The sequence below is a fragment of the Kocuria rhizophila DC2201 genome, from assembly GCF_000010285.1.
Classification (GTDB): Bacteria; Actinomycetota; Actinomycetes; order Actinomycetales; family Micrococcaceae; genus Kocuria; species Kocuria rhizophila_A.
Map to the genome: position 1 here is coordinate 607,521 of NC_010617.1, position 24,399 is coordinate 631,919.

A 24,399-nucleotide genomic window follows, 5' to 3' on the forward strand; every position below is an offset into this window, starting at 1 on the left:
CCCGCGTGTCTACACAGTGAATCGCGTGCGGGCTGCACGCGATTCCGGACGGCCCGATCGCTCTGGGGCCGACGATCCGGTGCCGCGGTCAGTAAGGGGACGCATCACGCGGCACATGGAGGGCAAGAGCGGCTCCCGGCCGGGCGGGCTGCCCTGCGGGAGACGGGGGAGAGCGGTACTAGGAGACGGGGACGGGACCGGTGGGGGCTGGTTCCGTCCCCGACCGCCACACCGGGTGCCGCCACCGGCAGCGCGAGGCCTGCGGGCCCCGCCCAGCGCAATGCTGGCTCGCGGTCTGTCGGTTCTCCGCGGGGGCTGAGACAATGGGGAGTCACGTCCAGACCACACGCGTCAAGAGAGTGTCATGCCAGACAGTGCAGGTTCCGGGCCCCGTGATCCGGGGGTCCACACCGAGCACCCCGCGAGCGACGAGCAGCTGCTCACCGCCGTGCGCGAGGGTGACTCCTCCGCGTTCGCCGAGCTCTACGAACGCCACCGCGGGGCCGTGCTGGCCGTGGCCCGCATGCACTCCCGCAACGACGCCGACGCCCAGGACCTCGTGTCCGAGGCCTTCACCCGCGTGCTGGGGCTGCTGCGCGAGGGCCGCGGGCCCCGGCAGTTCCTGCGCGCCTACCTGGTCACTGCCGTCTCCCGCCTGGCCGCGGACCGCGCGAACGACCTCACCCGCACCCGCCCCGAGGCACCCCAGCCCAACGGTCCGCTGGACCGCGTGGAGCTCTTCGACGACCTCGTGGTCAAGCAGGTGGACTCCGCCGTGGTGGCGCAAGCCTTCGCGAGCCTGCCGGAGCGCTGGCAGGAGATCCTGTGGTACCTCGAGGTCGAGGGGCGCCGCCCGCGGCAGGTGGCCTCCGTGGTGGGCGTCCAGCCCAACGCCGTGTCCGCCCTCGGCAAGCGCGCCCGCGAGGGGCTGCGCACCGCCTACATGCAGGAGCACGTCTCCGCGCAGGCGCTGGAGGACTGCTACCAGTTCTCCTCCCAGCTGGGCGCCTTCGCCCGGGGCGCGCTCACCCCCTCCCGCACCGCCGTGGTCCAGGACCACCTTGACGGCTGCCGCCGCTGCACCGCCGAGTACCTCCAGCTCCAGGACCTCGGGCTCGGGCTGCGCGGCTGGATGCTGCCCGTGCTCGCCGGGCTGCCCCTGTGGGGCGGGGCCGGCGGCCGGCTCGCGGAGTCCCTCGGAGGGCTGCCGCTGCTCGGTGGTTCCCCCGCGCTCGCCGCCGCGGGAGGTGCCGGGGCCGGCACCACCGGGGCTGGCGGCACGGCCGGGGTTGTCGACGCCGCCGGGGTGCGCGGTCTCGCCGGGACGGGTGGCGCTGCCGGAGCTGCCGACGCCGCCGGGGCGGCCGCTGGAACGGCTGGAACGGGCGGTGCCGCGGGGACGGGCGCCGCGGCGTCGGCCGCGGGATCCTCTGCGGCGGGCTCCGCCGCGGGCGGACTCGGAGCGGTGCTGGGGTCCAGCACGGGGCTCGCGCTCGCCGTGGGCGCGGTGCTCGTGGTCGGTGCCTCCACCGCGGGACTCGTGGCCCTGAACAGCGGTTCCGAGGAGGCCCCGCCCACGGCCGCGGGCTCGGCCGAGCCGGGCGGAGCGGGCAGCCGTGCCGCGGCGGAGCCTGGCAGGCAGGACCCCGCGAGCGGTGCGCCCGTACAGGGGGCCGCGCCCGGCGGGAACGGCGCCGCCGTGCCGGACGCGGACCAGGCCCAGGGTGCGTCGGGTGCCGAGGCCGCCCAGGACGCCGCGGTGGAGCGGTCCGAGTCCACCGCCCTGCCCGCCCCGTTCCTCCCGGACGTCGACCCGGCCATCGTGGGCCCCGTGCCCGACCTGCCGGTGTCCGTGCCGTACCCCACCCTCCCGCGCGTGGATGGCGACCCCGTGCCGCCCGATCCCGTGGATCCAGAACCGGCGAGCCCCGATCCGGTGAGCCCCGACCCGGTCGAGCCCACCCCCAGCCCCGTGCCCACCGTCCCCGAGCCCACGCCGAGCCCGGGCGGCGGCGGTGCCACCCCCGCACCCACACCCACCCCTTCCGACGGCTCGTGCCACTGGGTCCCCATACCCTGGGGCATCGAGGTCTGCATCCCGTAGGCCGCCCGACCGTGCGCACCCCCTGACCCCCCTCCACACCCCTGAGGAGAAACACCTGATGCACCGGCACTACAACGGCCTCAAGACCGTCCTGCTCCTGGGCGGGATGTGGGTGGTGCTGCTCGCGATCGGCTGGGCCATCGCCGGAGCCACCCGCAACTCGGCCTTCATCATGATCTTCGCGGTGGTGGGCCTGCTCGGCACGGCCTACAGCTACTGGAACTCGGACAAGCTGGCCATCCGGTCCATGCGCGCCGTTCCCGTGACCCCGCAGCAGGCCCCGGCCATGTACCGGATCGTGCACGAGCTGTCCCAGGCCGCCGGGCAGCCCATGCCCCGCCTGTTCATCGCCCCCACCATGAGCCCCAACGCCTTCGCCACGGGGCGCAACCCCGAGCACGCCGCGGTGTGCTGCACCGAGGGCATCCTGCAGCTGCTCGACGAGCGCGAGCTGCGCGGCGTGCTGGGCCACGAGCTCATGCACGTGTACAACCGGGACATCCTGACCTCGTCGGTGGCGGCGGCCGTGGCGGGGATCATCACCTCCGCGGCCCAGATGCTGCAGTTCGCCGCGATCTTCGGCGGCGGACGGGGCAACGACAACCGCGGCGGCAACCCCCTGGTGGGTCTGCTGCTCGCCCTGCTGGCACCGCTGGCCGCCACCGTGATCCAGCTGGCGATCTCCCGGACCCGCGAGTACGACGCGGACGAGGACGGCTCCAAGCTCACCGGGGACCCCCTGGCCCTGGCCTCAGCGCTGCGCAAGATCGAGGGCGGGGCCTCGCAGTTCCCCATGGACCCCGAGGACCAGAAGGTGGTCAACACGTCCCACCTGATGATCGCCAACCCGTTCCGCGGCGGCGCCGTCACCGGGCTCTTCCGCACGCACCCGGCCACGGCGGACCGGATCGCACGGCTGGAGAACATGGCCCGCGCCGGGGGAGGCAATCCGGCAGGTCGCTGACGCCGGGCGCTGCCGCCCGCCGCGCGGTGGCCCGCGCCAGAACGGCCGCGCGGCCGCCCCGCCGGAACGGGCGCGGGGGCCGCCGTGCCGACGACGCCGCCGCGCACCGTGCATCCCACCTCGGCCGGGCGCCCCCACCGCGGGGGACAGTGCGAAGGGGCCGGAACGGATGATCCGTTCCGGCCCCTTCGCGTCCGCGGTGCAGTGCGCGCTCAGCGGTAGTTCACGAACTGCAGGTCGACCTCCAGGTCCGAGCCCTTGAGCAGGGAAATGATCTCCTGCAGGTCGTCACGGGACTTGGACGAGACGCGCAGCTCGTCACCCTGGATGGTGGCCTTCACGCCCTTGGGGCCCTCGTCCCGGATGAGCTTGGTGATCTTCTTGGCCTGGTCCTGGGCGATGCCCTCCTTGATGGAGGACTCGATCCGGTACTCCTTGCCGGAGGCGTAGGGCTCACCGGAGTCCAGGGACTTCAGGGAGATCCCGCGCTTGACCAGCTTGGACTGGAAAACGTCCAGCACGGCCTCGGCGCGCTCCTGCGAGTTGGCCTTGATGAGGATCTTCTCCCCGGAGAAGTCGATGTCCGCGCCCACGCCGCGGAAGTCGTAGCGCTGGGCCACTTCCTTCTGCGCCTGGTTCAGGGCGTTCGCCACTTCCTGCTTGTCCACCTTGCTGACCACGTCGAACGATGATTCTGATGCCATGCCACGCTCCTCGGCTGCGATGCGATCGGCGGAACGCGGGGTGCTGCGCTCACGCGTTCCAGAACTCTGCGACCCGGTCCGCGAGCTGTCGCGCCTGCGCGAGACCGGCTTCGAACGAGGGTAGCCGACTCGCGGGGTCCAGGGGATTCGTGCCGAAGGCCGCCCGGGCGGCGTCGTCCGCGGTGACGTGCAGGGCCGAGCCGGCCTCCTCGATCATCCGCAGGGACTGGTCCAGCGTGGGGCCGAACGGGCTGGTGGGCGGCTCGGGGTTGCACGAGACCACGAGCACCCGGTCGAAGCCCGCGGCCAGGTCCGCGTTGGTGGCCGAGCGCATGCCGCCGTCCATGCAGTCGCGGCCCCCCACGTGCACGAGCGGGAACACCATGGGCACGGTGCAGCTCGCCGCGACCGCCCGGTCCAGGGGGACGCCGCTGTCCGCGTCGAACACCACGAACTCGCCGCTGCCCGCGTCCACCGCGGTGATCGCGAGCCTGCCCGCGGGCCACTCGGCGGGGAGCATCCCGGCCATCCGCGCGACCCACGCCTGCTCACTCAGCGCCACCGGGCACGACGCCGCCCGCGCACCGATCGCGGCCCGGCCCGCCTCGGGGCTCGTGGCACCGCGGGCCGATTCCCCCATCATCTGCATGAACTGCTCGGCGTCGAAGGCCGGGGCGGTGTCCTCGGCCGGGGGCTGCGGTGCGGCGTCCTCCCGGGTCATCTCGGAGCGCAGGGCGGCCAGGTGCAGAGCGCCGGCGCGCAGCCGCACGGCCACCGCGGATCCCGCGGAGGTCCCGACCACGAGGTCCGCGGCCTCCAGGTCCGCACCCGCTTCCAGCAGGCCCCCGAGCAGACCGCTCTCCCATGCGATCCCGGCGGTTCCGCCGCCGCCCAGGACGATGGCCCGGGTGGGTGCTGAGGCGTGGGGCATGGGTCCGCCTTCCGTGTGCGGAGCGCGCATCCGGGGCCGTGGACGGTCCGGGAGCCGCTCCTTCCAAGTGCTGTCCGCCCCCATGATCAGCCTGCTGATCAGGCCGGGTCAACGGGGTCGGCCGGTGGTGGTCGGAGCACCCCTGTGCTACTCGACCGGGCTCAGGGGCCGGGTGGCGGGTGGACCGGCCGGGCGGGGATTTGGGGGCGTCGCGGCTCGTTGTGTACTGTTGAGGTGCTTCGCCGCGCACGGTTCACCCGTGCGCTGGGCGTCTCGGCAGGTTACCCGAGCGGCCAAAGGGGGCTGACTGTAAATCAGCTGGCATTGCCTACGGGGGTTCGAATCCCTCACCTGCCACCGCACTCGATGTCCACGACATCACCAGGGGCTTTCCGGACCGCACGGTCCGGGAGGCCCCTTTCGCGTGTCGGCCCCCCGCGTTTGTGCTCCCACGAGCGTCAGGACGGTGGGGCCCCACGCCGCAGGAACGCTGTCCGTCCAACACGCCCGGCGAGCGTTCCTTGTGCCACCAGTGAACGGTCTGGAGACCACCCGGGGCGGGCTTCTAGTGTGGAGCGCATGGCTACCGTTGACATCACCCAGGACACCCTGGGCCAGACCATTTCCGACAACGACATCGTCCTGCTGGACTGGTGGGCGGAGTGGTGCGGACCGTGCAAGCAGTTCGCCCCCACCTACGAGGCCGCGTCCGAGAAGAACCCCGAGATCGTGTTCGGCAAGGTGGACACCGAGTCCGAGCAGGGCCTGGCCGCCGCCGCCCAGATCTCCTCGATCCCCACGCTGATGGCGTTCCGCGAGGGCATCCTCGTCTTCTCCCAGCCGGGTGCGCTCCCCGCGTCCTCGCTGGACGAGGTGATCACCGCCGTCAAGAACCTCGACATGAACGAGGTGCGTGCCGAGGTGGAGAAGCAGGCCGCCGAGGCCGAGTCCGCCGCGGAGCCGGAGGCCCCGCAGAGCTGAGGCTTCCGCGGCCTCGCACCACCGGCCGACCGGCGGTGCGGTCCGCGGACCGGAACGAGCACGAGGGCGGTTCCCCCCACCAGGGGAACCGCCCTCTGCCATACGGTGTGCGTGCGATACGGGGTGTGCGCCGTGCGGGATGCATGCCCTGCGGGGCGCGGACCCTCGTCGGGGCCGGCGAGCCGCCCGCCCGGTCGGGACCGCGCCTGCGGCACCCGGGGAACCGGGCGGCGTCGTCCGCTACGCGGCGGAGACCCCCAGCAGGGAGCCGATGAGGAACGTGGCCCCGAGCGCGATGGCGCCGCCCACGACCACGCGCACGGCCGCGCGCGCCACGTGCGGGGTCTTGCCCAGGCGGGCACCCAGGGTGCCCGTGAGGCCCAGCGCCACGAGCACGGCCACGAACGTGATGGGGATCCGCAGCTCCGGCGGCGGGAGCAGGATCGCGAGCATCGGCAGCAGCGAGCCCAGGAAGAACGCCAGCGCGGAGGAGATCGCGGCGGACCACGGGTTCACGATGTCGTCCGGGTCGATGCCCAGTTCCGCATCCAGGTGCGCCCGCAGGACGTCCTTCTCCGAGAGCTCGATGGCCACCTGCTTGGCCGTGGCCTCGCTCAGGCCCCGCTCCCGGTAGAGCTCGGCGAGCTCCTCCAGCTCGGCCTCGGGCATCTCCTCGAGCTCCCGCTTCTCCTTCTCGATGAGGGCTTCCTCGGAGTCCTTCTGGCTGGACACGGAGACGTACTCGCCCAGCGCCATGGACAGGGCACCGCCGATCACGGCCGCCGAGCCCGCGATCAGGATGGGTCCGGTGGCAGCGGTGGCACCGGCCACGCCCACCACGGTGGCGGCCACGGACACGATGCCGTCGTTGGCGCCCAGCACGGCGGCGCGGAGCTTGTTGAGTCGGTCCCCGGACTTCTCGGCATGGGGTTCTGCCATGGAATGAAGAGACATGCCAGCAAGTGTGCGCTGGATCCCGGGGTGGCGCCAGGCAGGGCAGGCAAACCTCATCCCGTGCCCGCGCGGGGGACCGCGCAGCGGGGAGGAGGTCAGTGGTGGCGGTGGTCCTGAGGGCTGAGCCGGGGGCCGAACGAGGGCTTGCGGTGCCCGCTGGCCTTGATGAGCCGCACGACCCGCTGGCGGTGCCCGCGCCACGGCTCCAGCAGCTCGAGCATGCGCTCGTCGGAGCCGGGGGCGCCGTCGAAGAACCAGCACACGTAGTCCGCCAGGTGGTAGTCCTTCACGCTGACCCCGTCCGGATCCCCGTGGCTGCACTGGGTGATCTCGGCGGCCGTCCACACCCCGATGCCGCTGATCGACTGCAGGGCCGCGCGCACCCGGGCGGGGTCCCGCTCGTGGGAGAGCCGTTCCAGGGCGGAGGCGCGGTGCATGGTGCGCATGAGCGTGGCGGAGCGCGCCGGGTCCACCCCCGCACGGTGCCACTGCCAGGAGGGGACGGCCCGCCACTGCTGCGGGGTCGGCGGAACCTTCATGCCGTGCGGGGCGGGCCCAGGGGCGTCCTCGGCGATCCAGCGCAGTAGCGTGCGGTGGGCGCGGACGGCTTCGATGGCCGTGACCCGCTGCTCGAGGACCGCCACCACGGCCCGTTCCAGCACCGTGCCTGTGGCGGGCAGGCGCAGCCCGGGGTGCTCGTGGCGCGCACGCACGAGCGTGGGGGGCAGGGCGGAGAACGCGTCCGAGGACTCGAACTCGTCCCAGGCGTCCTCGGACCCGACCCACCGGGGTGCCTGCGGCAGCCAGTCCCGGGCACCCGGGCCCCACGCGTCCACCACCACGTCCCGGTCGAGCGGGCTCTCACCGGGCTGCCGCGCGGGGCGGGTGAAGCGGGCGCTCACGGGCAGGCCGCGGCACCGGGTGGTGATCCACGCGCAGTCCTCGCCGAGCACCCGCGCGGTGGGGTCCTCGGCGCCGCGGCCGAGCACCCGCAGGGTCTGGCCCAGGTGGAGAGGACCGGGTGGGCTCCACCGGAGCCGGGCGGGGGCACCGCCCGGGGCCGTGCCGCGCGTGGTCACCTCCGTGGTCATGCCGCGATGATGCCACCGCCCTCCGACACCCACGCGCCACCCGCGCCGGTAGTGTGCGTTCCACGGGCACGCAGGGCCCACTGAGCACACAGGGCCCACGGAGCACGCAGAACCGGTGAGGCTCCCCGGGCCCTCCCGACGACGGGCCCACGACACTGCGGACGGAGGACCGTTGCACCCTCACTCACGTTGCGCGCACCCGTGGGGACGCGACCTGTGGGCCGTGCCGCGGCGGCGTCGTTCTCCCCGCCCCGGCGCAGGGGCCCGCGCCCGGGGGCACTGGCTGCTGCCCCTCCTGGTGGGCTCGCTCGCCACCGCCCTGTACGGCGCGCTCTCGTGGAGCCAGTGGATCCGCTGGGACGTCCCCTCGTGGGACAACGCGATCTTCACGCAGCTGCTGTCCTCCTACGCCGCCGGCGCGGGGCCCGTGGTGGACATCAAGGGCCACGGCTTCAACCTCCTGGGGGACCACTTCCACCCCCTGCTGATCGTCCTGGCGCCGGTCTACGCGCTGTTCCCCTCCGCGCTCACGGTGATGCTCGTGCAGGACGTGCTGCTGGGGATCTCGGCGGTCGCGGTGACCCGCTGCGCCGTGCGCGTGCTGCCCGCCGCTCCCGCCGCCGCGATCGGGGTGGCCTACGCCCTGAGCTTCGGGCTGCAGAACGCCGTGGCCGTGCAGTTCCACGAGGTTGCGCTCGCGGTGCCCCTGCTCGCGGCGGGTCTCGCCGCCCTGCGGGAGCACCGCTGGCGGGCCGCAGCCATGTGGAGCGCACCGGTGGCCCTCGTCAAGGAGGACCTCGGGCTGACCGTGGCCGTGGTCGGCGCGCTCATGGTCGCCCACGCGCTGCACCCCGCCCTGCGCCGCGGACTGTCCGCGGGACGCCGCCGCTGGGCCGCCGTCTCTGCGCTCGCGCCCGTGCGCTCCGGCGGGTCGGGGGAGGAACCCCGAGGATCCGCGGCCGAGGCGCACCGCCGATCGGGGGCGCCCGCGCTCGGTGTCGACCGTGCGCCCGCCGCCGCCCCGGTTCCCGCGGCATCGGCTCGCGAGTCCACGCGCGGAGCCGGCCGTGCGGCGTCGTCGTCCGAGCGGGGTGCGGGGGAGGCCCCGGTGCCCGGCCCGCGGCGCCCGGCACTCGCGTGGGGCGCGGCGCTCGTGGTCTGGGGAGCGGGGGTCACGGCCCTCGCGGTGGGGGTGGTGCTGCCCGCGCTGAACCCCGCGGGGGAGTTCGCGTACGCGGACAAGCTGGACGTCGCCGGGCTGCTGCGGGACCCCGCCAGCGCGGTGATCCTGCAGGTGGTGCCCGTGCAGAAGCTGGGCACGTGGCTGCTGCTCCTGCTGGCGGGGGCCGTGGTGGCGGTGCGCTCGCCGATCGCGCTCGTGGCGCTGCCCACGCTGCTGTGGCGGATGCTCTCCCCGAACGAGGGGTACTGGGGCCCGGGCTGGCACTACAGTGCCGTGCTGATGCCCGTGGTGTTCGTGGCGCTCGTGGACGCGGTCGTGCGGCTGCGCGCGGACGCCGCCCGGGCCCGCGCCACGCGAGGCGGTGCGGAAGCCGCCGTGCTGGGCGGGATGGGCGCGGTGGCGCCGTGGGCCGCGCTGACCGTCGCGCTCGCGGTGGGGAGCCAGCTGCCCCTCGCCGGGCTGGTCGCGCCCGAGGCGTGGCAGCCCGACCCGCGGCGGGACGCCAAGACGGCCGCGGTGGCGGAGGTCCCGCCGGGAGCGAGCGTGGGCACCGACCTCTCCCTCATGAACGCGCTCGTGGGCCGCGCGGACGTCCACTGGATCGGCAACGGCGAGGACCCCGCCCCCGAGTACGTGGTGGTGGACCGCGCGGGGGCCACGTGGGGCGGCACGGCACCCGAGGACGTCCCCGGGTACGCGCGCGACGTCTACGGCACGGAGTACACCGTGGTGAGTGACGAGGCGAACATCGTGGTGGCCCGCTCCGGAGCCGGTTCCGGGGAGCCGGTGCGCTAGACTGGGGGTTCATCATCCCGGTCTTCCGTCCTACACCACCGTTTCGCCGTTCCCGGCATGTCGGTCCTGGACTTCAGCGGACGTTCCGCTCGCACCGGTGCCAGTCACTCCATTCCACCGAAGCGAGGTTCTTCCGTGCCCACTGACAACATCCCCGAGAACGAGACCGCCCACACCGTGGCTCCCGCGAGCGAGCCGGGCGAGACGACGGTCGTCGACGCCGGCGCCGCCGAGCAGGCCCCCAACGACGCCGCCGGGCAGGTTCCCGCCGAGGCCCCCGCCGCCGACGCGGCGTCGTCCACCGCCGGGCCCGCGCAGGCGTCCGCCGAGAAGCCCGCGGCCTCCTCCGAGGCCACCACGCCCACGTTCGCCGAGCTCGGCGTGGACGGCCGCGTGCTGGCCGCCCTGGACGAGGTGGGCTACGAGTACCCCTCGCCCATCCAGGCCGCCACCATCCCCGCGCTGCTCAGCGGCCGGGACGTCGTGGGCCTGGCCCAGACCGGCACCGGCAAGACCGCCGCGTTCGCGGTGCCCGCGCTGTCCAAGCTCGCGGAGCTCTCGGACCTGCACGGCCCGCAGCGCAGCACCCGCGTGCTCGTGCTGGCCCCCACCCGTGAGCTCGCGCTGCAGGTGGCCGAGGCGTTCGGCTCCTACGCCACGCACCTGGAGGACTTCACCGTGCTGCCCGTGTACGGCGGCTCCTCCTACGGTCCGCAGCTGGCCGGGCTCAAGCGCGGCGCGCAGGTGGTCGTGGGCACGCCCGGCCGTGTGATCGACCACCTCTCCAAGGGCTCGCTCAAGCTCGACGACATCGCGTACGTGGTGCTGGACGAGGCCGACGAGATGCTGCGCATGGGCTTCTCGGAGGACGTGGAGAAGATCCTCGCCCAGACCCCCGTGGAGAAGCAGGTGGCCCTGTTCTCCGCGACCATGCCCAAGGCCATCCGGCGGATCGCGCAGCAGTACCTGCGGGATCCCCAGGAGATCACGGTCAAGGCCAAGACCACCACGGGCACCAACACCCGCCAGCGCTACATGCAGGTCATGGGCCCCCACAAGCTGGACGCCATGACCCGCGTGCTCGAGGTCGAGGACTACGACGGCGTGATCGTCTTCGTGCGCACCAAGGCCGCCACCGAGGAGATCGCGGACAAGCTCAAGGCCCGCGGCTACACCGCCGCCGCGATCAACGGCGATATCCCGCAGAACCTGCGCGAGCGCACCGTGGACTCCCTGCGCGAGGGCAAGATCGACATCCTCGTGGCCACGGACGTGGCCGCGCGCGGGCTGGACGTGGAGCGGATCTCCCTGGTGGTCAACTACGACATCCCCCACGACACCGAGTCCTACGTGCACCGCATCGGGCGCACCGGCCGCGCCGGGCGCAAGGGCGAGGCCATCCTGTTCATGACGCCGCGCGAGAAGTACCTGCTGCGCGCCATCGAGAAGGCCACCCGTCAGCCCGTGGAGCAGATGCGCGTGCCTACCACGGACGAGGTCAACCAGACCCGCAAGGACAACTTCGCGCAGCAGATCGAGGAGACCATCGAGTCCGAGGACCTCGGGCTGTTCCGCGAGCTGGTGGAGCGCTACGAGTCCGAGCACGACGTGGACGCCGTCGAGATCGCCGCGGCCCTGGCCGTGATCGCGCAGAACGGCCGCCCGTTCCTCGTGGAGGACCTCCCCGAGATGCCCCAGCGCAAGCGGGACCGTGAGCGCCGCGACGGGGACGGACCCCGCAACCGCCGCTCCCCGGGCGACGAGGCCGGCATGAAGACCTACAAGCTGGCCGTGGGCCACCGGGACCGCGTGGTGCCCGGTGCCGTGGTGGGTGCGCTCACGCACGAGGGCGGGCTCAACGGCTCGCAGATCGGCGCGATCGACATCCGCCCCACGTTCACCCTGGTGGGCCTGCCCGAGAACCTGCCCGCGGGCACCCTCGACAAGCTCTCCAACACCCAGATCAACGGCGCCCCCATCCGCATCCAGGAGGACCGCGGACCCGGTGGTGCCCGCAGTGGCGGCGGCAACCGCTTCCGCGGCGGGGACCGTGACCGCGGCCCCCGCAACGACCGTGGGGACCGCGGCGGGTACCGCGGTGACCGTGGCGGCTATCGGGACGACCGCGGCGGCTACCGGGACGATCGCGGTGACCGTGGCGGGTACCGCGAGGACCGCGGTGGCTACCGTGACGACCGTGGTGGCGGGCGCCCCCGCGGCGGCGGGTCCTCCTACCAGGACCGTCCCCGCAAGAAGAGCTACGGCCGGAACAACGGCGGCTACTCGGGCCGCTGATCCGACCACCACTGACGCGCAGCCCCTCACGCCCCGGTGCATCCTCGCAGGATCCCCGGTGGAGTGAGGGGCCGCTCATCGTTCGGGGGACCGGGTGGTGGGGCGGCCACCCGACCCCCGGAGCTGGGCGGTCAGTCGAGCACCCACCCGGGGGTGTGCATTTGCTCCGTCAGTGCAGAAATCGGAGCCCTGTGCTGTATTTACTCCACCTCGCAGCATCCGCACCGGCGACCCTCCGCGCCGGCCGCCGCCTGCGCCGCCAAACCCCTGCGACGACCAGCGCCCCCCCCTGTGCGGGCCGATTCGCCGGCGCCGTGGGCGGGCGCGCGGCGCGTGCTTCAGGGGTCGGAGCCGTTTTGTGCATCGCGCTGGGATGCTGTTAGAGTATTCCGCGTTGCCCCGATAGCTCAGTGGTAGAGCGCCATCTTGGTAAGATGGAGGTCCCGGGATCGATTCCCGGTCGGGGCTCTCATGATGACAACCTGCGGAACCCTGTGAACCGCAGGTTTCATCCATGATGTGGCGGTGTAGCTCAGCTGGTTAGAGCGCACGACTCATAATCGTGAGGTCGACGGATCGAGCCCGTCCACCGCTACTGTTCAGGCGCCGTTCCCCTCGGGGAGCGGCGCCTTTTCCGTGCCCGGCTCCGCCGCCGGCCCCGGACCCGACGAGCGCGAGGGCAGCGTCCCGGGGCCGAGCGGCGTCGTCGGGCCCGGTGCGAGCGGGGGCCGATAGGCTGGGGCGCAAAGCCGTCCGTCGAATCGAGGAGACCATGGCCGTATCCGCTGACGTGGTGGGCACCACCTACCCGTCCATCCCTGCGTACCAGGTGGGGCGCGAGAAGATCCGCGAGTTCGCCACGGCCGTGAAGGCCTCGGATCCCGTGCACCACGACGTCGCCGCGGCGCAGGCCGCCGGGTACGCGGACCTCGTGGCGCCGCCCACGTTCGCCATCGTGGTCTCCCAGCGGGCCGACGCCGCCCTGGTGAACGACCCGGAGGCCGGGATCGACTTCTCCCGCGTGGTCCACGCGGACCAGCGCTTCACGCATCACCGGCCCATCGTGGCCGGGGACGAGCTGACGGCCGCCGTCACGGTGGACGCCGTGCGCCCGCTCGGCTCGGGCGCCATGGTGACGTCCCGCGTGGAGGTCACCACGGTGGAGGGGGAGAAGGTGGCGACCACCGTGTCGTCGCTGCTCGTGCGAGGAGAGGACCAGTGACCGTGGAGTTCGAGACCCTCGAGAAGGGCCAGCAGATCGGCGAACGGCGCATCGAGGTGTCCCGCGCGGACCTCGTGGCCTACGCGGGCGCGTCCGGGGACATGAACCCCATCCACTGGAACGAGGCGTTCGCCCGCTCCGTGGGCCTGCCGAACGTGATCGCCCACGGCATGTTCACCATGGGCGCAGCCGTGGGGCTCGTGACCGAGTGGGCCGGTGATCCGGGTGCCGTGGTGGACTACCAGACGCGGTTCACCAAGCCCGTGGTGGTGCCCAACGCGTACGGCACGGCGGTGGAGCCGAGCACCACGCTCACGGTGAGCGGGGTGGTCGGGGCACTCGACGCCGAGGCCCGCACCGCGCGCGTGGACCTCGCCGTGACCGCACCGGACCTCTCCGCGCCGGACGCGGACCCGGCTTCCGCCGCACCGCTCAAGGTGCTCGTCAAGGCCCAGGCCGTCGTGAGGTTCCCACACTAGGATTGACCACCATGACTGCACCGCGCCTCTCCCAGCTCACGACCACGGCCGTGGGCGGCCCCGTCTCCCGCTACGTCGAGGCCGGCGCGGAGGAGGACCTCGTGGCGGCGGTCTCCCGTGCCGATCGCGCGGGGGAGCGGGTGCTCGTGGTGGGCGGGGGGTCCAACATCCTCGCCTCGGACGAGCCGTTCGAGGGCACGGTGGTGCTCGTGGGCACGCGCGGGTTCACGGTCTCGGATCCTTCCCGCGCGGCGGACCACACGGGCGCAGGCGACGACGCCGCCCGCGGGCCGGCCGCCGGATCTCCCGACGGCGGGGCCCACCACGGCAGTGACCGGCATCTGCACCCGGCCGACGGCGGCACCGCGACCGCGACCGGGGGTGACGCCTGGGACGAGCGCTCCGTGCTCGTGGAGGCGGCCGCCGGGCACCCGTGGGACGACCTCGTCCGAGAGACCGTGGAGCTCGGGCTCGCCGGGCTGGAAACCCTCTCCGGGATCCCGGGCACCACCGGCGCCACCCCGGTGCAGAACGTGGGCGCCTACGGCTCGGAGGTCTCCCAGAACATCGTCGCCGTGCGCGTGTGGGACCGGCAGGAGCAGCGGCGACGGACGTTCTCCTTCGAGGACCTGCAGTTCTCCTACCGGGACTCCCTGCTCAAGCGCAGCATGGACCACGGCTCCCCGCGCTACGTGGTGCTCTCCGTGACGTTCCGCCTGGAGCGCCGGGAGGACTCTACTCCCGTCCGCTACGCGCAGCTGGCCACGGCCCTGGGCGTGGAGGTGGGGGAGCGCGCCCCGCTGGCCACGGTGCGGGAGACCGTCCTGCGACTGCGGGCGGGCAAGGGCATGGTGCTGGACCCCGCGGACCGGGACACCTTCAGCACGGGCTCCTTCTTCACGAACCCCGTGGTGCCCGAGCACGAGCTCACGGACCGGATCCCCGCGGACGCCCCCCGGTACCCGGTGCTGGACGCCCGCGGGGGCACGGTGGAGGGCGCCGTGAAGTTCTCCGCGGCGTGGCTCATCGACCACGCCGGCTTCGGCAAGGGCTTCGGGCTGCCCGGCACGCGCAACGAGCTGCTGGACCTGGTCGGGGAGGACGTCGCCGGGGGACGGGCGTCCCTGTCCGGCAAGCACACCCTGGCCATGACCAACCGGGGCGAGGCCTCGGGGGAGGACGTCGCGGCCGTGGCCCGCACCGTGCAGCACGGGGTGGAGCAGGTCTTCGGCGTGCGCCTGGAGCCGGAACCGGTGCTGCTCGGGCTGTCCCTGTGACGGGCGTGCCCCGCACGCTCACCCCGCGCGCCGTGGCCCCGGTGGTGCTGTCGTGAGCTCCGAGTTCCACGAGGAGATCGAGCGCGGCGAACGCGGAGGCAAGGTGCACCAGGCCGTCCTGCGGCTGCGCGCGTGGTCCGAGCGCCATCCCGCGCTGCGGGTACTGCACAAGCTCATCGTGATCGTGCTGGGCGGTGTGCTGGGGCTCGCGGGGATCATCATGCTGGTCACCCCGGGGCCGGGCTGGCTGTTCATCTTCCTGGGCCTGGGGGTGTGGAGTACCGAGTTCGAGTGGGCGCACCGGCTCAACCTGCGCATCAAGCGCGCGGCGCTGCGGGTGTGGCGCTGGTGGTCGAACCTCCTGGCCGGGTGGCGCTACCGCCGGGCCCGGGACAAACCCCATGCGTGGGTGCAGGGACCGCGGCACATGCGTGCCACGGACCCTTCGACACGTCAGTGACCACGGCGACCGCTGCACGCGAGCCGCGGCACTGACGAGGGGCCGCCGTCGCGGGGGCCACGTCTCCGGACGGTAACCAGCCGACTCAGAGGGTCCCGAGGGCGATCTTGAGCATGCGCCGCACGGGTTCGGCCGCGCCCCACAGCAGCTGGTCACCCACGGTGAACGCGGAGATGTGCTGCGGTCCCATGGACAGGGTGCGGATGCGGCCCACGGGAATCTGCAGCGACCCGGAGGCGGCCACGGGGGTGAGGTCCCTCATGGTGTCCTCCCTGGTGTTGGGCACCACGGTGGCCCACTCGTTGTCCGCGTCCAGGATCCGCTCGATCTCGGGCACGGGGATCTCCTCGCGCAGCTTGAGGGTCAGCGCCTGGGAGTGGGAGCGCATGGCGGCGATCCGCACGCACAGCCCGTCCACCGGGATGGTGGTGTCCCCGGAGCGGCCCAGGATCTTGTTGGTCTCCGCCTGGGCCTTCCACTCCTCACGGGACTGACCGTTGCCGAGGTCCGCGTCGATCCAGGGGATGAGCGAGCCCGCCAGGGGCACACCGAACTGGGTGGTGTCCAGTTCCCCGCCGCGCTGGGCGGCGAGCACGGCGCGGTCGATCTCCAGGATCGCGGACGCCGGATCGGCCAGCTGCTCGGCCACGGTGGCGTTGAGGTCCCCGAACTGCCGCAGCACCTCCCGCATGTGGCGGGCACCGCCGCCGGAGGCCGCCTGGTAGGTCATGGAGGTGGCCCACTCCACCAGCCCGTTGCGGAACAGACCGCCCAGGCCCATGAGCATGCAGGAGACCGTGCAGTTGCCGCCCACGAAGTCCTTGACGCCCCGGTCCAGGGCGGCGTCGATGACGTCCCGGTTGACGGGGTCCAGCACGATCACGGCGTCGTCGTCCATGCGCAGCGTGGAGGCGGCGTCGATCCAGATCCCGTCCCAGCCGGCGGCGCGCAGCGCACCGTGGACGGCCGTGGTGTAGTCCCCGCCCTGCGTGGTCACGAGCACCGGGAGCTTGGCCAGCGCGTCGAGGTCGTGGGCGTCCTGCAGGGTGCCGGTGTCCCCGAGTCCCTCGATCCCCGGTGCCGGGCCTCCCGCGGCGGAGGTGGAGAAGAACACGGGGTCCAGCTCCGCGAAGTCGTTCTCGGCGCGCAGGCGGTCCATGAGCACGGAGCCGACCATGCCGCGCCAACCGATGAAACCTACGGCGGCGGGGTGTGAAGTCATGCCGCCCAGTCTAGCCAGGGCCCGTGCAGCGCCGACCCGCGCAGAGCGGCCTCCCGCCCCTGCCCGCGGTGGCGGGTGGGGAGGCCGTGGCCCGGACCGGGGGAGCCGGCGTGGGACGCCGCCCGGACGGGGCCGAGGTCGACCCGCACAGGACGGGGATGCCTGCGCGGGTCGCCCGGACGCGGAGCACACCCCGCCGAACAAGCCCCGGACCCGGGGGCCGGTGCCCCGGGTCTCAGCTCTCGGCGCGCGGATCCGGGGTGGTGGCCAGCAGGTCCCGGTAGGAGGGAAAACGGTCCATGAAATCCTGCACGTAGCTGCACGTGGCCCGGACCCTCGTGCCGCGCTCGCGGTACTCGTCCAGCACGCGGGTCACGAGCGTGCGGGCGTAGCCGCGGCGTCCGAAGGCCTCGGAGATGATGGTGTGCTGCAGGTCCACGGTGCCGTCCGGCAGCACCTCCACGCCCAGGAAACCGATGTACTGCCCGCCGTCCCACAGCTCGTAGCGGGAGTCGTCGTGGTTGGGCACGATCCGCAGCTCGGGGCTCGTGATGGTGCTCGGTGTGCTCTCGTCGCTCACGGGGGACTCCTCCACTCGGTGTGTGTGGGACATCACGCTACCCCACGGGGGTACGCGTCCACTCGTCGATCCGGAACCAGGTGCCGTTGCGCGCCTCCGTCCAGCCCGCCACCTCACGGCGGGACCAGGAGCCGTCCAGTGCGGGGGCGTGGGTGTCCCCGGTGACGTCCAGGTCCACGGTGGTCACCAGGGCCCGGGTCAGCGGCAGCGGACGGTGGGACACGGCCTCGCGCCACACGCCCGGCCCGCCGATCACCCACACCTCGCGGGCGGGCTCCTCGTGCTCCGGTCCGGGAGCCGCCAGCAGGGACACGGCGAGCTCCAGCGCCTCGGCGTAGGAACCCACGGCCCACACGCGCTCGCCGTCCGCGGGCACGGACTCGGGGCGGGACGTGATCACGATGTTCGGGCGTCCCGGCAGCGGGCGGAACTGCTCGGGGAAGGACTCCCACGTGCGCCGACCCATGATCACGGGGTGCCCGATGGTGGTGCGCGCGAAGAACTTCAGGTCCTCGGACAGGTGCCACGGGATCCCGCCGTCCACCCCGATCACGCCGTCGGGACTCTGCGCCCAGATGGCCCCCACCACGGCGCCGCCCGGGCCGACGCCGCCCGCGCCGGGGCCGCTCGCGGACGGGGCGCGAGCGGCGTCGTCGTCCGCCGGGGGCCGCGTCCGGGACGGGGAGGGGAAACGGTCCGAGCTCACACCGCCACCGGAGCCTTGATGCCGGGGTGGTGCTGGTAGCCCTCCACCGCGAAGTCCTCGAAGCGGTAGTCGAAGATCGAGTCCGGGCGGCGCGTGAGCCGCAGCGTGGGGTACGGGTAGGGCTCGCGCGCGAGCTGCGTGCGCACCTGCTCCAGGTGGTTGGTGTAGATGTGGCAGTCACCGCCGGTCCACACGAACTCGCCGGGCACCAGGTCGCACTGCTGGGCCACCATCACGGTGAGCAGCGCGTAGGAGGCGATGTTGAACGGCACCCCCAGGAACAGGTCCGCGGAGCGCTGGTAGAGCTGGCAGCTCAGGGCGTCCGGGCCGTCCTCGCGCGGCTGCACGTAGAACTGGAACAGCGCGTGGCACGGCGGCAGCGCCATCCGGTCCACCTCCGCGGGATTCCACGCCGTGACGATGTGCCGCCGGGAGTCCGGGGTGGTGCGGATGGACTCGACCACGCGCGCGATCTGGTCGATCGTCTCTCCGTGCCCGGCGGGCCAGCTGCGCCACTGCACGCCGTACACCGGGCCCAGGTCCCCGTTCTCGTCCGCCCACTCGTCCCAGATGCTCACGCCGCGCTCCTGCAGCCAGCGCACGTTGGAGGAGCCGGAGAGGAACCACAGCAGCTCGAGCGCCAGGGAGCGGAAGTGCACGCGCTTGGTGGTCAGCAGGGGGAAAGAGTGGCTGAGGTCGTAGCGGATCTGGCGCCCGAACACCGACAGCGTCCCGGTCCCGGTGCGGTCCGTCTTGGGCGTCCCGTGCTCCAGGACGTCCCGCAGCAGGTCCTCGTACGGTGTGGGGATCTCGGTCATGGCTCTCCTCTCACGACGCCGCTCGCTCGCGTCGCGCTGTCTGCGTGCGGGGGTCGCGGTGGCACCACCGCGCGGTGGTCAGTCGTCGAACGGGGAGATGATCTCGAACGCCACGGCGCGCGAGTGCTGGGAGCCGCGCGGCATGTGCAGCACGATCATCTGGCCCGGGCTCAGGTACGGGTCCGTGTTTGGCAGCTGCGCGGCCATCCCCGAGGGCATGTGCTTGGCGAGCACCTCGAGCACCGTGGGCAGCACCGGGCGGTGGGTGCACAGCACCACGGGCCGCTCGGTGTCGAAGAGCTGCTCCGTGACCTGTGCGGCCCGCTTGGGGTGGCGCTTGTGCGTGGCCTCGGTGAGCTGCGAGCGCTCCTTGACCTTCACGCCGTGCTTCTTGGCGTAGGGCACCACGGTGGACATGCAGCGCAGCCACGGTGAGGTGACCACGCGCTCGGGCTGCCACGCCGCGAGCAGCCGGGTCACGGCCAGGGCCTGCCGCTTGCCGGTGGCCGCGAGGGGGCGGTCCCCCTCGGCGCGCTGCCACGAGGAGCGGGGCTTGGCCTTGGCGTGGCGGATCACGATCACGGGGCGGGTGGCCAGGCTCGCCCGGGAGTGCAGCCGCAGCAGCTCGTCCAGGGGAGCGCGGTCGTCCGTGTTGGTGAGCATCTCCCGGGCCTGCTCCGGGGTCACCCACCTCATCACGTCCACCTCGTCGTCCTCGGGCACGGCGCGGGCGTTCGGGGGAACCTCGGCGGCCCAGTAGCGCACCAGCTTGTCGTGGCCGCGCACCTTATACTCGGAGTCCGCGAGGTGCACGCCCAGGGTGATGCGCAGCCCGGTCTCCTCGCGCAGCTCGCGCACGGCGGTCTCGGGCAGGGTCTCCCCGGAGTCCTGCTTGCCCTTGGGCCAGGACCAGTCGTCGTAGCGCGGGCGGTGGATCACCAGCACCTGCAGCTCGCCGTCCACCACCCGCCAGCAGAGACACCCCGCGGCGAGGATGTCGTACTTGCCCGTGGTGGTGTTCTTCGCCATGGTCTGCTCTCCGTGCTCAGAAGCTCATGCCCCACCCGCATGGGCGGGGCGGGGATCCGGTAACGATGGTAGTGGTGCTCAGCTGCGGTACATGACGTCCACGTGCCAGCGCTCGAAGCCCAGGGACTCGTACAGCGCCATGGCCGCGGAGTTGTCCGCGTCCACGTAGAGCATCACCTCGCAGAGTCCCTCCTGCGCGAGGTGGTTGATCCCCGCCGCGGTGAGGGCGCGCCCGAGTCCGCTGCCCTGCTGCTCCGGGTCCACGCCCACCGCGTAGACCTCCCCGAGCGCCGGAGAGTCCCCGGAGCCCGGGTGCACCTTGGTCCAGTGGAACCCCAGCACCCGGTCGGGGTCCTGCTCGGAGACCGCCAGCAGGAAGCCGCGGGGGTCGAACCAGGACTGCCCCTCGCGCTCCTGCAGGTCCCCGAGGGTGATCCGGCCCTGCTCGGGGTGCTGCGCGAACGCGCGGGAGTTGACGTGCAGCCACGCCTGCTCGTCCCGGCCCACCTCGAACGGGCGGATCCGCACGCCCTGCGGCAGGGAGACCTCCAGGGGGATGTCCTGCGCGCCGGAGACCGTGCGCTTGAGCTGGAGCAGGTCCCGCACCGCGGTGAGTCCGTAGAGCTCCGCGAGCCGGCGGGAGGCAGGCTGGTCCCCGTGGGCCCAGGCCTCCACGGTGCCGTCCACCATGGCGCGCAGCTGGCCCGCGATCGCCGTGGCCACCCCCTGGTCCCGGTGCCCGGGCGCCACGGTGAGCTCCACCGTGAACGTGGACGCGGCGTCCTGCTGCGGCACCACCACCGCGGCGCCCACCAGCTCGTCCCCGTCGGTGGCCGCCACGCACGTGGCGCCCGCGCGCCCGGAGCGGATGTCCACGAGCGTCTGGTCTGAGAACGGGGGTTCGCCGTCCGCCGCGCGGGAGCGCTCGGCGAGCGCCACGAGCTCGTCAGGGAAAGGGATGCTGTCGTACGGGGTCACGGTCACGGACATGGGTGCCTCCTCGGCGTTCGTGCGGCGGTCCGCTCAGGCAGAGGGCTCCCTGCCCGCGGCGAAGTTGTACCCCACGTTACGCACTGTGGTGATCAGGTGCTCGTGGTCCGAGCCCAGCTTGGCGCGCAGCCGCCGGATGTGCACGTCCACGGTGCGGGTTCCGCCGTAGTAGTCGTAGCCCCACACCTCGGAGAGCAGCTGCTGGCGGGTGAACACCCGGCCCACGTGCTGCACCAGGAACTTGAGCAGCTCGAACTCCTTGAACGTGAGGTTCAGGGGGCGTCCCGCGAGCTTCACGGTGTACGAGTCCTCGTCGATGCTCACGGAGCCCGCGCGCAGCACGGAGCGCTCCGTCTCGGGCTCGGCGGAGACTGCGTGCGCGCAGGCGAGCCGCAGCCTGGTCTCCACCTCGGCGGGCCCGGCGCTGTCCAGCACGACGTCGTCCACGCACCACGACGCCGCCACGGCCGCCATCCCGCCCTCGGTCACGCACAGCACCACGGGCAGCGGGCGCTCCAGGGCGGACAGTGCCTGGGCCGCGTTGCGGGCTCCCACGAGGTCCGCAGTGCCGTCCAGCAGCACCACGTCCGGGCGGGCCGAGCCGCCGAGTGATCCGGTGGCGTCGAAGGAGTGCAGCACCACGGTGTGCGAGAGCAGCTCCAGGGCGGGCAGCGCCGTCTCCACCGCGCGGGCGCTGGGGCTGAGCAGGGCGATGTGGGACACGGTGGGATCCGCTCGGACGCGAGGTGGCCGGCCCCGGGACGGGTGCGGCCGATGACCGGGCCAGTATAGGGCGGGCCCGCCGCGCGGGACCGCGGGACCCGCACGGAGGGCCCGGGAGCGGCGTCGCCCCCGGGGAGGCCTGGGACGGTGGCGCCGCGGCGGCGTCGTGCCCGGGGAGGGGCGCCCGGAAGGGCGGCGGGGCGCGGGTCCTGGCCCGGGGCGGGACGCGGTGCGGCTACGCTGGCGGGAGGGCGCAGCGACCGCTGCCCGCTCGACAGCCAGGCCCGGAAGGACCAGCCCATGAAGTACGCGCGCATCGTCATCGCCGCCGTGGTGGCGCTGGTCCTCGCGCTCGTGGCCGGAGTCCTGGGCGGCTGGGCGCCGTTCGTGGTGTCCGTGGGCATGGCCGTGACCACCGGCGTGGGATGGCCCGCCGCCGCGGGGATCCACGCGCGGCGCCGGCACAACGTGCTGATCGCGGTGGCCGGGACGCTCGCGTGCCTGCTCGTGCAGCTCGTGCCCTCGCAACGGCTCGTGTGGCTGCCCGCGATCATCGGCGTCTCGTTCATGGCGGTGTGCGTGGCCGAGCTGGTGCGCGGGGAGGGTGCCGAGCACCGTCTGGAGTCCGCCCTGGCCTCGGTCACGGGAGTGCTCGCGGCGGTGGCGTCCTCGGGGTGGATCGCGTTCTCCCGCGTGGCCCACGAGCAGGGACTCAGCGGCTGGCTCACGGTCGCCGGGGTGGGTGCACCCCTCACGGTGATCCTGGTGGTGGCGGGCGCCCGGGTGATCTCCGCGGCCCCCGAGCACCTGCAGCGCAGGGGCATGATCACCCTCGGTGTGACCCCCGTGGCGCTGCTCGGAATGGTGGCGGTTTTCGCCAGTCAGGTGCTGGCCTCCGTGGTAGCGTGAGACCATGCTTGCACTCGAAATCTTCTACCTCGCGCTCCTCGGTCTCGCGACCCTCGCCATCCTCGGAATCGGCGCCAAGGTCGTGTTCAGCCTGTTCAAGGGGCAGATGTAACTCGTGCCCATCGAGATCCCCACGGACCTGACCCCCGAACTCGTCCCCTTCGCGTGGCTCCTGGGCACGTGGGAGGGCAACGGCTTCATGGGGTACGGCGATGCCGAGCAGCGGGCCTTCCGGCAGCGCGTCACGTTCGAGCAGACCGGCCTCCCGTTCGTGATCTACCGCGCGCAGACCACGCTCCTCGACGAAGAGGGCGAGCCGCAGCGCGAGGCCACGTACGAGCAGGGCTTCTGGGAGCTCGCGCGACCGCGCGAGGACGGTGACATCGGCCCCGGCATGCTGCCCCCCGATCCCGTCCCCGTGCTCACCTCCGCGGAGGACGTCGAGAAGCTGCGCAACGCGGACGGCGGCTTCGACATCTCCGTGAGCATCCTCCAGCCCGGTGGCGTGGCGGAGCTGTACCTCGGGCAGATCAAGGGCCCCCGGGTGGACCTGCGCACCGACGCCGTGATCCGCGCCCAGGGCGCCAAGGAGTACCAGTCCGGCACCCGGCTCTACGGGCTCGTGAACAACCACCTCATGTGGGCCTGGGACATGGCCGCGGACGGCCGCGAGCTGGCCACCCACGCCTCGGCGGAGCTGACCAGGATCGAGCCCGCGGCCCCCTCCGGGTCGTGAGCGCGGTGCCGACCGTCCACACCTCCGCCCTGCTGGCCCGTCACGGTGCCGTGGCCGCCCACGGGCTGGACCGCGGCGTGGCCGCCCACTACGGGGATCCCGTGCACGAGCAGCGGGCCCTCGCCCGCGGCCGGGCCGTCGTGGACGCCTCCCAGCGCGGCGTCGTGACCGTCACCGGACCGGACCGGCTGAGCTGGCTCACCACGCTGTCCTCTCAGGTGCTCACCGGCCTGGAACCCGGCCGCGGCACCGAGACCCTGTTCCTGAGCGTGCAGGGGCGCATCGAGTTCGCCCCGCACGTGCTGGACGACGGGACCACCACCTGGCTCGTCACCGAGGCGGACGAGGCCCCCGGTCTCGCCGACTGGCTCACCTCCATGCGCTTCGCCCTGCGGGTCGAGGTCCAGGACGTCAGCCCGCAGTGGGCCGTGCTCGGGGCCACCCGGGACCTCGGCGGACGCATGGCCGAGCTGCTCTCCGCGGGACCCGCCACGGAGGTCTCCCCGCACGACGCAGCGGGCGAGCCGTCCGTGACGTCCGCCCACGTGCTCGTGTGGCGGGATCCCTGGCCCGACGTGGCCGAGGGCGGTCACGGCTACACCACCACCCCGGAGCACCCGGGGCGCTCCCGTGCGTGGTTCGAGCACCTCGTGCCGCTGGGAGCGCTGCCCGAGGTGGTGGCCGGTCTCGAGCGCGAGGGCATCGGTCTGGCCGGGTCCTGGGCCGCTGAAGCCCTGCGGATAGAGGCGTGGCGTCCCCGCTGGGGCGCCGAGACGGACGAGAAGACCATCCCCCACGAACTGGACTGGATGCGCACCGCGGTGCACCTGTCGAAGGGCTGCTACAAGGGCCAGGAGACCGTGGCCCGCGTGCACAACCTGGGCCACCCGCCGCGCCGTCTCACGTTCCTGGACCTGGACGGCTCCCAGCACACCCTCCCCGAGGCGGGCGCCACCGTGGAAGCCGGCGGCCGCGTGGTGGGTCGGGTGACGGCCGCGCAGCTGCACCACGAGGCCGGGCCCATCGCCCTGGCCGTGCTCAAGCGCTCCGTGGACCCGGAGGCGGTGCTCACGGTCCGCGACACCCCGGGCGCGGCCCCGGACGCGGAGTCCGAGCCCGTCACGGAGCAGTGGGCAGCGAGCCAGACCGTGGTGGTGCCCCCGGACGCCGGTTCGGTGGTCGGGCGCGCCCAGGGCCTCATGCGCGGGCCGCGCGGCACCGCGCGCTGAACCGCGCGTCCCGCTGA

General features: G+C 73.2%; 23 protein-coding genes and 3 tRNA genes. 15 read left to right on the plus strand and 11 right to left on the minus strand.

Annotated features, from left to right (window positions below; translation table 11 throughout):
* Window positions 1-364: 364 nt before the first annotated feature.
* Window positions 365-2,104 carry a sigma-70 family RNA polymerase sigma factor gene (locus KRH_RS12760; RefSeq protein ID WP_012397625.1) on the plus strand — a complete coding sequence of 580 codons (1,740 nt, stop codon included), beginning with the start codon at window positions 365-367 and terminating at the stop codon, window positions 2,102-2,104.
* A 58-nt stretch (window positions 2,105-2,162) separates the two neighbouring features.
* Window positions 2,163-3,068 (plus strand): zinc metalloprotease HtpX, encoded by a 906-nt coding sequence (htpX, locus tag KRH_RS02655; RefSeq protein ID WP_012397626.1) that lies wholly within the window; start codon window positions 2,163-2,165, stop codon window positions 3,066-3,068.
* Window positions 3,069-3,280: 212 nt separating this feature from the next.
* Here the strand turns inward: htpX and KRH_RS02660 are convergent, their stop codons facing one another.
* A complete protein-coding gene (locus KRH_RS02660) occupies window positions 3,281-3,772 on the minus strand; it encodes a YajQ family cyclic di-GMP-binding protein (RefSeq protein ID WP_012397627.1) in 492 nt (163 codons plus the stop codon).
* Window positions 3,773-3,821: 49 nt separating this feature from the next.
* A complete protein-coding gene (locus tag KRH_RS02665; protein ID WP_041297295.1) occupies window positions 3,822-4,703 on the minus strand; it encodes a patatin-like phospholipase family protein in 882 nt (293 codons plus the stop codon).
* A gap of 275 nt (window positions 4,704-4,978) precedes the next feature.
* Here KRH_RS02665 and KRH_RS02670 point away from each other — a divergent pair.
* Together KRH_RS02670 and KRH_RS02675 are read left to right on the plus strand one after the other, a co-directional pair.
* A tRNA-Tyr gene (locus tag KRH_RS02670) sits at window positions 4,979-5,060 on the plus strand.
* A gap of 222 nt (window positions 5,061-5,282) precedes the next feature.
* A complete protein-coding gene (locus KRH_RS02675) occupies window positions 5,283-5,684 on the plus strand; it encodes a thioredoxin family protein (protein WP_012397629.1) in 402 nt (133 codons plus the stop codon).
* A gap of 240 nt (window positions 5,685-5,924) precedes the next feature.
* On the opposite strand, the gene KRH_RS02680 is transcribed toward KRH_RS02675, so the two are convergent.
* Window positions 5,925-6,623, minus strand: coding sequence for a VIT1/CCC1 transporter family protein (locus KRH_RS02680; RefSeq protein WP_012397630.1), 699 nt, complete (start codon window positions 6,621-6,623; stop codon window positions 5,925-5,927).
* A gap of 110 nt (window positions 6,624-6,733) precedes the next feature.
* Window positions 6,734-7,729 (minus strand): DNA-3-methyladenine glycosylase family protein, encoded by a 996-nt coding sequence (locus KRH_RS02685; protein WP_012397631.1) that lies wholly within the window; start codon window positions 7,727-7,729, stop codon window positions 6,734-6,736.
* 298 nt (window positions 7,730-8,027) lie between these two features.
* Between KRH_RS02685 and KRH_RS02690 the strand changes: the two genes are divergently transcribed.
* The 8 genes from KRH_RS02690 (at window position 8,028) to KRH_RS02725 (ending at window position 15,440) form a co-directional block, all read left to right on the plus strand.
* On the plus strand, window positions 8,028-9,707 hold the full coding sequence (locus KRH_RS02690) for a DUF2079 domain-containing protein (RefSeq protein WP_226905931.1): 1,680 nt from the start codon (window positions 8,028-8,030) through the stop codon (window positions 9,705-9,707).
* Window positions 9,708-9,842: 135 nt separating this feature from the next.
* Window positions 9,843-12,002 carry a DEAD/DEAH box helicase gene (locus KRH_RS02695; protein WP_012397633.1) on the plus strand — a complete coding sequence of 720 codons (2,160 nt, stop codon included), beginning with the start codon at window positions 9,843-9,845 and terminating at the stop codon, window positions 12,000-12,002.
* A 396-nt stretch (window positions 12,003-12,398) separates the two neighbouring features.
* Window positions 12,399-12,470, plus strand: a tRNA-Thr gene (locus tag KRH_RS02700).
* Between the two features lie 53 nt (window positions 12,471-12,523).
* Window positions 12,524-12,597, plus strand: a tRNA-Met gene (locus KRH_RS02705).
* A gap of 177 nt (window positions 12,598-12,774) precedes the next feature.
* Window positions 12,775-13,224, plus strand: coding sequence for an FAS1-like dehydratase domain-containing protein (locus KRH_RS02710; RefSeq protein ID WP_012397634.1), 450 nt, complete (start codon window positions 12,775-12,777; stop codon window positions 13,222-13,224).
* Complete coding sequence (locus KRH_RS02715) at window positions 13,221-13,703, plus strand: MaoC family dehydratase (RefSeq protein ID WP_012397635.1); 483 nt, start codon at window positions 13,221-13,223, stop codon at window positions 13,701-13,703. Before KRH_RS02710 ends, KRH_RS02715 begins: the two co-directional genes overlap by 4 nt.
* 11 nt (window positions 13,704-13,714) lie before the next feature.
* Window positions 13,715-14,980: a UDP-N-acetylmuramate dehydrogenase gene (locus tag KRH_RS02720; protein WP_012397636.1), complete on the plus strand. Its 1,266-nt coding sequence runs from the start codon at window positions 13,715-13,717 to the stop codon at window positions 14,978-14,980.
* A 52-nt stretch (window positions 14,981-15,032) separates the two neighbouring features.
* Window positions 15,033-15,440: a PGPGW domain-containing protein gene (locus tag KRH_RS02725; protein WP_012397637.1), complete on the plus strand. Its 408-nt coding sequence runs from the start codon at window positions 15,033-15,035 to the stop codon at window positions 15,438-15,440.
* Between the two features lie 85 nt (window positions 15,441-15,525).
* Here KRH_RS02725 and asd read toward each other — a convergent pair whose 3' ends face one another.
* The 7 genes from asd to KRH_RS02760 form a co-directional block, all read right to left on the minus strand.
* Window positions 15,526-16,662, minus strand: a complete 1,137-nt coding sequence (gene asd, locus KRH_RS02730; RefSeq protein ID WP_012397638.1) for an aspartate-semialdehyde dehydrogenase — start codon at window positions 16,660-16,662, stop codon at window positions 15,526-15,528.
* Between the two features lie 235 nt (window positions 16,663-16,897).
* Window positions 16,898-17,242 carry a GNAT family N-acetyltransferase gene (locus KRH_RS02735; protein WP_050738091.1) on the minus strand — a complete coding sequence of 115 codons (345 nt, stop codon included), beginning with the start codon at window positions 17,240-17,242 and terminating at the stop codon, window positions 16,898-16,900.
* 37 nt (window positions 17,243-17,279) lie between these two features.
* Window positions 17,280-17,948 carry a dihydrofolate reductase gene (locus tag KRH_RS02740; protein ID WP_081431578.1) on the minus strand — a complete coding sequence of 223 codons (669 nt, stop codon included), beginning with the start codon at window positions 17,946-17,948 and terminating at the stop codon, window positions 17,280-17,282.
* Complete coding sequence (locus KRH_RS02745; protein ID WP_012397642.1) at window positions 17,945-18,766, minus strand: thymidylate synthase; 822 nt, start codon at window positions 18,764-18,766, stop codon at window positions 17,945-17,947. The genes KRH_RS02740 and KRH_RS02745 overlap by 4 nt, the downstream gene beginning before the upstream one ends.
* Before the next feature lie 78 nt (window positions 18,767-18,844).
* Window positions 18,845-19,795 (minus strand): NUDIX hydrolase, encoded by a 951-nt coding sequence (locus KRH_RS02750; protein WP_012397643.1) that lies wholly within the window; start codon window positions 19,793-19,795, stop codon window positions 18,845-18,847.
* Window positions 19,796-19,873: 78 nt separating this feature from the next.
* Entirely contained in the window at window positions 19,874-20,785 is a 912-nt protein-coding gene (gene mshD / locus KRH_RS02755) for a mycothiol synthase (RefSeq protein ID WP_012397644.1), read from the minus strand.
* A 33-nt stretch (window positions 20,786-20,818) separates the two neighbouring features.
* On the minus strand, window positions 20,819-21,508 hold the full coding sequence (locus KRH_RS02760) for a response regulator transcription factor (RefSeq protein ID WP_012397645.1): 690 nt from the start codon (window positions 21,506-21,508) through the stop codon (window positions 20,819-20,821).
* Window positions 21,509-21,808: 300 nt separating this feature from the next.
* On the opposite strand from KRH_RS02760, the gene KRH_RS02765 reads away from it, so the two are divergent.
* The 3 genes from KRH_RS02765 to KRH_RS02775 all read left to right on the plus strand — a co-directional run bounded on the left by KRH_RS02765 (window position 21,809) and on the right by KRH_RS02775 (window position 24,382).
* Complete coding sequence (locus KRH_RS02765; RefSeq protein ID WP_041297297.1) at window positions 21,809-22,417, plus strand: hypothetical protein; 609 nt, start codon at window positions 21,809-21,811, stop codon at window positions 22,415-22,417.
* Between the two features lie 115 nt (window positions 22,418-22,532).
* A complete protein-coding gene (locus KRH_RS02770; protein ID WP_012397648.1) occupies window positions 22,533-23,153 on the plus strand; it encodes an FABP family protein in 621 nt (206 codons plus the stop codon).
* On the plus strand, window positions 23,150-24,382 hold the full coding sequence (locus tag KRH_RS02775) for a YgfZ/GcvT domain-containing protein (protein ID WP_012397649.1): 1,233 nt from the start codon (window positions 23,150-23,152) through the stop codon (window positions 24,380-24,382). The genes KRH_RS02770 and KRH_RS02775 overlap by 4 nt, the downstream gene beginning before the upstream one ends.
* The last annotated feature ends 17 nt before the right edge of the window (window positions 24,383-24,399 follow it).